Here is an 8350-nt window from a genome sequence, read left to right on the forward strand (position 1 = left end):
CCTCCTTCCAGATTGATAATTTTCTCTATTATGCTGAATAAATCTTTGGGTTCGTATCTCTCTCTCAATAAAAAGCGGTTTACACTATCATGTGAAACATCTCCCAATATCTCCGCTAACCTACTGCACCCTCCATACTTTGGCTCTGACAGCAAAAATAAGGTGTAGATGTCTAGATTGCATTGTGCTGTCGAGGGTTTAGTAATTTCTCTCATTCTCTCATACCCATTACTCGACGACTCTTATTTATCAATGCACTATTTTGTTATTCTGTCAATGCGTAAGTCCTATACTCGATCAACCACCCAAAGAATTTAATTATTTCTTAATAAATGAAGATTACTAGCTATTAAGATTCCTAATACTCTAGAAACTCTTTGCCAGAAAGTCGTTATAGCCGTCGGGGAAGCTTAACAATGGTAAACTTCAATGTGATGACTGAAGTGGGTGACGCTCGACCTTAAATTTTTGACAATTAAAAAACCATATAAAAATCCAACAATCATTACATTGTGTATTAGACAAAAGGTGATTATAGTTATTAAGCTGCCTGGTATGTGTAAAAAAATTTGTCTAGGTTTTATATAGCAGTTATGAAAATGATCGTAACAGATAAGTAGCTTGGCGCAATTAAATATAAAACCTCGCTTCCATTCCTCTCCCGCCAGTTGCTACAACGGGGGGAACTTGGGGGGTGGAGAGGGAAAAGGAATAACTCTTAATACTGGAGAGGCTTTGACTCCCACTTCCCTGGTAGGGAAGGGGGCTGGGGGCTTAGGTCTATCTTATATTTTTTAACGCCCACCTGACTTGAAAATAAGACCCCACCCCTAACCCCTCCCCGCTGTTTCGTGAAGGGGAATAAGAAGTTTTTTTCATGGGTTCTGGTGTACGCAGTTCATGATGGCTACTTAGATAGCGCAAAATCATGACTTGTCTATGTTTCACACTCTAAAATCCCAAATCCAAAATGGTACAAATCAGAGGAATTTGCAGCGCTTGGGAAACCTCTAGCATCAGCTAACGTCAATGGATGTAGATGTTAGATTTTCAATTTTGGCTTCTGAATGCAAAATCTAATAGAACCGCCTGAACTCAAGAGTCAGGTTCTCTTACCAGAATTCTCGAAAAGAGGACGAGATATGGGTAAGATAAAGGAGCTATCTTTTCTGCATAGCAGATTATTGAGAGCTTTTTTGTCATACCCCTGGGAGATATTTCTATGGTGACTTTAAAAATCGCTGTTTATATTGTTGTTGCCTTCTTTGTCGGAATTTTTGTGTTTGGTCTTTTATCAAACGACCCTGCTCGTAACCCCGGACGGCGGGATTTAGAGTAAAAACGCCACAAATCATCCAAAACAGCTGGAAGGTGGAAGACACTAAACGCCCAAACTTTGGCGACCAATTTGGAAAAATGATACAGTGTCATCCTCTTGGCTGCTTACTGCAAGTCAGCAGAAGGCGAAAGTCGGAAGGCAAATGTGTAATTAATCCTTCCGGCTTAATACCTGCCTTTTTGTTAGCTTGATTGTCCTGAGATATGCTTCATCCAGTTTTGCCACCTGACTCACCTCCCATTGTTGAATATTCAAAACCTGCCAATTCTCCTGCTTCTGCTTTTGTGGTAGAAGCTGAGAATAATGTGCAGCAACTGGCAACTCCAGGAAACTTGATTGAGACTAATAATGGACTGCCAAACTCCACCCCGGCTAATCAGGATAACTTAGTAGCGGCTAAACCCTTATCTTCAACTCCTGTGCCAGAGACATTCCCACCGGAATTTTCCCCCCTCAAGGCTTCGGGGAGTGGGGCGCTTTTAAGAAAATCTTTGGCAGTTCCTGCGCCCCAAGTGGAAACTGGGGATGATAAAAAAAGCAACCCATCTGTGATATTGCCAAAAATTTCTGGTGAAGTTGTCAAGAGCAAAAATGTATGGTTGTCTGAGTCACCAGTTGTTATCAAAACATTAAGCCCAGCAAAACAGCAAAATTCTGTGACTTTGCAGGAATCTGAGGGCAAAATTAATCTCGCTGGAGCTACTGGGGAAACCGCACCAAATTCTCTCCCAGTAGAAAATATTATTGAGTTTAAGCCTCGTAATCCCAATAACCAACCTTCAACTTCTACTACTGTAGAATTTCCTCCACCTCCAGAAACTATTCCCGCAGATCCACAACCTGGGAATACTCCACAAGTCAGAAAAAGAGTTGTAGAGGTAATCGCCGACCGTCAAGAATATGATGAGCAACGGCGGATTGTTACAGCAGAAGGCAATGTGGTAGTGCGATTTGATGGGGCGGTTGTGGATGCGGATCGCTTGCAAGTGAATTTGGATAATTTAATTGCTGTAGGAGAAGGCAATGTTGCTTTAACTAGAGGCAATCAGGTACTCCGGGGACAACGTTTTACTTATAATTTTGTCCAAGATAGTGGGGATTTGGAAAATGGCAGAGGGGAAATTTATGTTCCCACAACTCAAACAGATTTCGCTTTCCAATCCACTTCTCCTTCTCTACCTACAGATATAACATCTGGTGGTGTACCCAGTCGTCCTCCGAGCGATCGCATTCGTGCCAATCAACCGGTGACTGGTATCAGTAGTCCGGGAGGAATTGATGTTACTATTGGTGGCCAAGCCGATGCCAGAAACATTGCATCACCAAAAACAGGTGGTATTCTCAAACGGTTAAGATTTGAAGCCCAACGCATTGACTTCTTTCCACGGGGCTGGCAAGCTAACAATGTGCGGATTACTAATGATCCGTTTTCACCACCAGAACTAGAATTACGGGCGGATAAGGTGACTTTGACGCGAGAAGCACCTTTGATAGACCGCATTACTACCCAGCGTCAGCGTTTAGTATTTGACCAAAAATTTACTTTACCTATACCCATTGATAACCAAAAAATTGATCGTCGGGAACGCCAAGTTAATCCATTTATAGTCTCTCCTGGGTTTGATGGTGGTAAACGAGGTGGTCTGTATGTTGAGCGCAATTTTTCACCGATAAATACAGATAAGACACGATTTAGCGTGACACCGCAGTTTTTTGTGCAGAAAGCTTTTACAGACAATAGTAATGTTGCGGATTTGTTTGGTGGGAAGGCTAAACTGGATGCTGTTTTGAGTTCTAAAACTACAGTTGAAGGAAAGGGAGAATTAACTAGTTTTGATTTCAACAAAGTAGAAGATAATTTACGGGGAAGTTTGCGGTTGCGGCAGACATTAGGTGAAGTAAATCCACATATATTGAGTCTGGAAACCAGCTACCGCGATCGCCTTTACAATGGTACTCTTGGCTTTCAAACTGTGCAGAGTAGTGTCGGTGGGGTGATTACTTCCCCGATTATTCCCTTGGGAAAAAGTGGGATTAATCTTAGCTATCAAGGAGGCGCTCAGTATATTGATGCTAACACTGACCGTCAAGACTTACTTGAACCACAACGTAAAAATGATCGCATCTCTCTTGGTCGCTTACAAGGTAGTGTCGCTCTCAGTACTGGCTTCTTACTCTGGCAAGGAAAACCATTACCAGCCACTCCCGCTGAGGGATTAAAATATACGCCCAATCCTTTAGTACCTTATTTGCAAGCGATCGCAGGTGTTACAGGTACTACAAGCTATTACACAAGTGGCGACAATCAAAGTACCGTGATTGGGACAGTAGGCTTAGTTGGACAACTGGGTAATTTTTCTCAACCTTTCTTAGACTACACTGGCTTTAATGTCAGTTACTCTCAAGGTGTCAACAGTGGATTATCACCCTTTTTGTTTGACCGTTCAGTTGACAACAAAGTTATCAGTGCCGGTATTTCACAGCAGCTATATGGACCATTACGCTTAGGCTTTCAAACTTCTGTCAACCTGGATACAGGTAAAGAAAGTAGTACAGATTACATTTTGGAATATAGTCGCCGTACCTATGGCATCACCTTACGTTACAATCCGGTGCTGGAATTAGGTGGCTTTACCATCCGCATTAGTGACTTTAACTGGACTGGTGGTACTGACCCATTTTCTGATGTTAAGCCAGTTGTGGGGGGAGTCAATCAGGATAAATAATTGATAACTGATTTAACGGTAAGGTAACAGTAAAGATAGTCCCAACACCAACTTGGCTGCTAATCTCAATTTTACCCTTGTGAGCATCAACACACTTTTTAACAATTACTAAACCTAGTCCATTACCTTGAATTGATTGGACATTTGAAGCTCGATAAAAAGAATCAAAAATTTGCATTTGGTCAGTTTCAGGAATACCAATTCCTTGATCTTGAACACGAAAAATTGCTGTGCCTGTCAATAAATTACAGGTCAAACTAAACTGAATATTAGCATTTTTGTGAGAATATTTAGCTGCATTAGAAAGTAAATTTATGAACAAGTAATGTAAAAGTAGTTCATCCATGAAAGCATCTGTGTAATCGCTGTGACAGGTAAAGATGATTTCCGGGCAGCTAGATTCAAGAGTAGAAAATTCTTCTATTAAATCTCGACAAAATTGCTGTAAATTAATTGCTGTGGGATTATATGTCAGTTTGTCTGCCTCAGCCTTACCCATGAAAAGCACATCTTCCATAAGTTTTTCCATGCTTTGCACAGCACCATAAATTCTTGTTAAATAAGTTTTTCTTTTGGGTTCTGTTAAATTATTTCCTTGAAGTTCTATAAGTTCCACTGCTGTTTGAATTACAGTCAAAGGATTACGAAACTCATGGGAGACAGTTGATATAAATAGAGACTTGAGGCGGTTCAGTTCTTGCTCTTTTTTCAAGGCTTGCTCTAAGTATTCTTTTTGACGACGTTCACTGAGATCCCAGAATACAACCACTGCACCAGAAATCTCATTAGGTCGCCGTCTCAGTGGTGAAGCACTATCGCCAATAGGTACTTTTTTGCCATCTTTGGTAATTAAAGATGTAAATTCTCCCAAATAAACAACCTGTTGCTCGCGTAGCACGGTGAATACAGGGTTTTCTATTATTTCTTCTGTAAGTTCGTCAATAAGATGCAGAATCTCTGATACATTAGTTCCTAGAGCTTCTTCTTGCTGCCAGCACGTCAACTTTTGAGCAGCGGGATTGATAAATGTGATAATTCCTTGCTCATTGGTAGCAATTACTGCATCACTCATCGAGTTTAACAGGGTTTTTAACTGATCTCGATTTTCCCGCAGTTCACGTTCTAATTTATGTTGTGACAAAGCTATCTCAATCGATATACGTAAATCTTGGATAGTAAATGGCTTGACAACATAACCGAACGGTTGAGTTATTTTGGCACGTTCTAAAGTATGGTCATCACCATAAGCAGTCAAAAAAATCACAGGTATATCAAACTGCTCACGAATATCACCAGCAGCAGTAATCCCGTCCATTTCCCCTTTAAGAATAATATCCATTAAAACTAGTTCTGGTTGAGTTTCCAATGCCTTAGCAATAGCCGCTTTTCCAGAAGAAGCCGTACCCGTAACAATGTACCCTAATTGATTTAATTGACTAGCAATAGTTCTAGCCACAATTATTTCATCTTCAACGACTAAAATTTTAGCTTGCCTCATTTGCTACGGAATTTTACTTAAGTTAATTGCGGAAATTTAATGTGAAATAATGTTCCCTGGTTGCGTTCTACGGTAATATCACCTTCTAATTGTTCTCTAACCAAGTCATATACTAAGGAAAGACCCAAGGAATTAGTATTTTTCCAATCTAAACTATCTGGCAAACCGATGCCATTATCTTGAACAACTAATTCAATATTATTATATGTCTTATGTAATTTAATAATTATTTTTCCATGTTCTTGATTAGGGAATGCGTGCTTAATAGCATTAGAGATTAATTCATTAACAACCAAACCGCAAGCAATAGCTTCATCAACATTTAATTTTATTGAATCTATCTGAGTTTCAAGAATAATTTTATCAGCTACTATTTGATAAGAACTAAGCAGACTAGATGTTAAATTATTGATATATTCAGCAATATCAAGTTGTCCAATATTAGGAGAAGTATATAAATTTTTATGAATCAGAGATATTGACTCAATTCGATTTTGACTTTCTCGGAGTGCTTTGATAACTTCGATATCTGTGGTTGTGTGAGATTGAAGTTGCAGGAGACTAGAAACAATCTGCAAATTATTTTTAACTCGATGATGAATTTCCTTTAACAGGACTTCTTTTTCAGCCAAGGCACTTCTTAACTGAATTTCTGCTTTTTGTCTTTGCTCAATTTCACTTTGAGCTTGTTGAAAAATACTAGATTGTTGAATAGCGATGGCTATTTGTACAGTTAGTTGATCAAGTAAATCTAATTGATTATCTTCCCATTCACGGGGGGCAGAACATTGGTGAGCAATGAGTAAACCCCAAAGAACAGAACCTGAATTTTCCCCGCTTGACTCTAGTAAAATCGGGACAACTAAGTTAGCTTTAACTTCAAAATTTGCTAATAAATCAAGATGACAATCAGTCAATCCAGCAGTGTAAATATTACTAATTGCTCGTTTTCGTCCTTGGTGATATTGTAATCCTGCACCTGATTGAAAACACAGATCTTCAATCTCTGTTCCTAAAGAAACTGTCCATCCAGAAACTACAGATTCAGCTACAATTGTACCACTCATGTCTGGAGCAAACTGATAAACTACGACCCGATCAACCTGCAAAAAATCTCGCACTTCTTTAACAGTTGCATTTAAAATATCTTGAAGATTAAGAGATTGACGAATGCGTTGAGCAATAGTTCGCATTAATTGCTCTCGTTCAAGTTGAGACTTGAGGGTCTGCTCGGTTTGCTTGCGTGCTGTAATATCTTGACCAATACCAAGAATTTCACCCTTAGGAAGCCTGATATTAGTCCAAGATGTATCAAGTATCCGACCATCGCGGAGATGATTTCTAAAGTCGTTCCAAACTGGTTGTGCAGACTTCATAAAATCAATTACACCCTGACGATCTTCAGGATTAGGATATAACTCTGCAAAAACATCATGAGTTTGGAAATCTTGCAAATTCCAACCTAGAGTTTGTTCCAAATTTTGGTTTACCCAGAGAATTTTACCATTAATATCGTTCAGTGCAATCATCAAAGGAATATTCTGAAAGATAGATTGTAAAAAATCATTTTGTTCTCGGAGTTGAGTTTCTGTGTTTTTGCGTTTAGTAATATCATTAAATACTATTAATATCACAATATTTTGGTTAAAATTTAAATATTGTAGTGAAGTAATAGCCCATATAAAGGAACCATCTTTTCTTTTAAAAAGAATTTCCTGCCCATGCAAATAGCCATGATTAGATAGAGTTTCTATGAGTAAATTTAATTCTGATATTTCATGATATAAATCTGCAATTTTAGTATTATACAATTCCTCATCAGAAAGCTGAAATGTCTGCATAAGTTCGGAGTTAGCATACAAAATCAACCCATCAGATACGCGAAAAATCATCAAAGGAATAGGAATGGCTTGAGTAATATCTCTGATTTTGCTATTGTCCGATTTTTTCTTAAAATTTAACTCTATATTTATCATTACTTGTTTGGCGATATATTTTAAGGCTTTTTGTTCCTTAATATTCAAGTTACGAGGAACAAAATCCATAACACACAAACAGCCTAAAGCCAAGCCACTAGAATTAATTAGAGGAACTCCTGCATAAAAACGTAAATAGGGATCTGAAGTAACAAGAGGATTATTCGCAAACCTTTCCTCCTGTAATGTGTCGGGGATAATCAAGATTTCATTTTGGAGAATAGTATAACTACCAAAAGCAAAATTTCGGGGAAGTTCTGATAAGGTTAAACCGACTTTTGATTTAAACCATTCCCGTCCAGCATCAACTAAACTAATTACAGCAATAGGTGTTTCACACAAATCCGCAGCTAGTTGCACTAAATCATCAAAAACTGCTTCAGATTTTGTATCAATAATTTGATATTCATGCAGTACTTGCAGTCGGTCGTATTCATTTTCAGGTAATTGTATTGTATTCATTTTATATTAGAAAGGGGGGGTTAGGTTTCTGGGGTTTATTTGGTTTTATCCAATACTTTGGAAACATCTTCTGCAAGTGAATCAAAAATAGGCATTAAAAAATATACAATATATTTTCCACAATTTTTACCCGTTCTCACAAAATTTGTAACACATTGTTAAATATAGCGATCCCATTTGAGTTGAGAACTGATTGGTGGGGGCAGGGAATAGGGAATAGGGAATAGGGAATAATATTATTATATGTCTTATGTAATTTAATAATTATTTTTCCATGTTCTTGATTAGGGAATGCGTGCTTAATAGCATTAGAGATTAATTCATTAACAACCAAACCGCAAGCAATAAA

4 protein-coding genes and 2 pseudogenes are annotated in these 8350 nt (G+C 38.3%); 2 read left to right on the forward strand and 4 right to left on the reverse strand.

Going from position 1 to position 8350, the window contains the following annotated elements:
- Nucleotides 1-215 (reverse strand): annotated as a pseudogene (locus tag A9Y75_RS27320) (IS701 family transposase); the annotation flags it as partial.
- Between the two features lie 1007 nt (nucleotides 216-1222).
- Between A9Y75_RS27320 and A9Y75_RS06140 the strand changes: the two are divergent.
- Entirely contained in the window at nucleotides 1223-1339 is a 117-nt protein-coding gene (locus A9Y75_RS06140) for a photosystem II reaction center protein I (RefSeq protein ID WP_071188626.1), read from the forward strand.
- A 203-nt stretch (nucleotides 1340-1542) separates the two neighbouring features.
- Nucleotides 1543-4065: a DUF3769 domain-containing protein gene (locus A9Y75_RS06145; RefSeq protein WP_071188627.1), complete on the forward strand. Its 2523-nt coding sequence runs from the start codon at nucleotides 1543-1545 to the stop codon at nucleotides 4063-4065.
- On the opposite strand, the gene A9Y75_RS06150 is transcribed toward A9Y75_RS06145, so the two are convergent.
- From A9Y75_RS06150 to A9Y75_RS29390, 3 genes and pseudogenes are all read right to left on the reverse strand, one after another.
- Nucleotides 4049-5563, reverse strand: coding sequence for a hybrid sensor histidine kinase/response regulator (locus tag A9Y75_RS06150; protein ID WP_071188628.1), 1515 nt, complete (start codon nucleotides 5561-5563; stop codon nucleotides 4049-4051). The genes A9Y75_RS06145 and A9Y75_RS06150 overlap by 17 nt on opposite strands.
- A gap of 17 nt (nucleotides 5564-5580) precedes the next feature.
- Nucleotides 5581-8001 (reverse strand): GAF domain-containing protein, encoded by a 2421-nt coding sequence (locus A9Y75_RS06155; protein ID WP_071188629.1) that lies wholly within the window; start codon nucleotides 7999-8001, stop codon nucleotides 5581-5583.
- A 136-nt stretch (nucleotides 8002-8137) separates the two neighbouring features.
- A pseudogene (locus tag A9Y75_RS29390) lies at nucleotides 8138-8350 on the reverse strand (hypothetical protein); the annotation flags it as partial.

Origin of the sequence: Trichormus sp. NMC-1 (genome assembly GCF_001858025.1) — a bacterium.
Lineage (GTDB): Bacteria > Cyanobacteriota > Cyanobacteriia > Cyanobacteriales > Nostocaceae > Anabaena.

Bases quoted from the DNA above. Each gene is read 5' to 3' on its own strand.
- A9Y75_RS06140 (WP_071188626.1), top strand. From the start codon at position 1,223: ATGGTGACTTTAAAAATCGCTGTTTATATTGTTGTTGCCTTCTTTGTC.
- A9Y75_RS06145 (WP_071188627.1), top strand. From the start codon at position 1,543: ATGCTTCATCCAGTTTTGCCACCTGACTCACCTCCCATTGTTGAATAT.
- A9Y75_RS06150 (WP_071188628.1), bottom strand. From the start codon at position 5,563: ATGAGGCAAGCTAAAATTTTAGTCGTTGAAGATGAAATAATTGTGGCT.
- A9Y75_RS06155 (WP_071188629.1), bottom strand. From the start codon at position 8,001: ATGAATACAATACAATTACCTGAAAATGAATACGACCGACTGCAAGTA.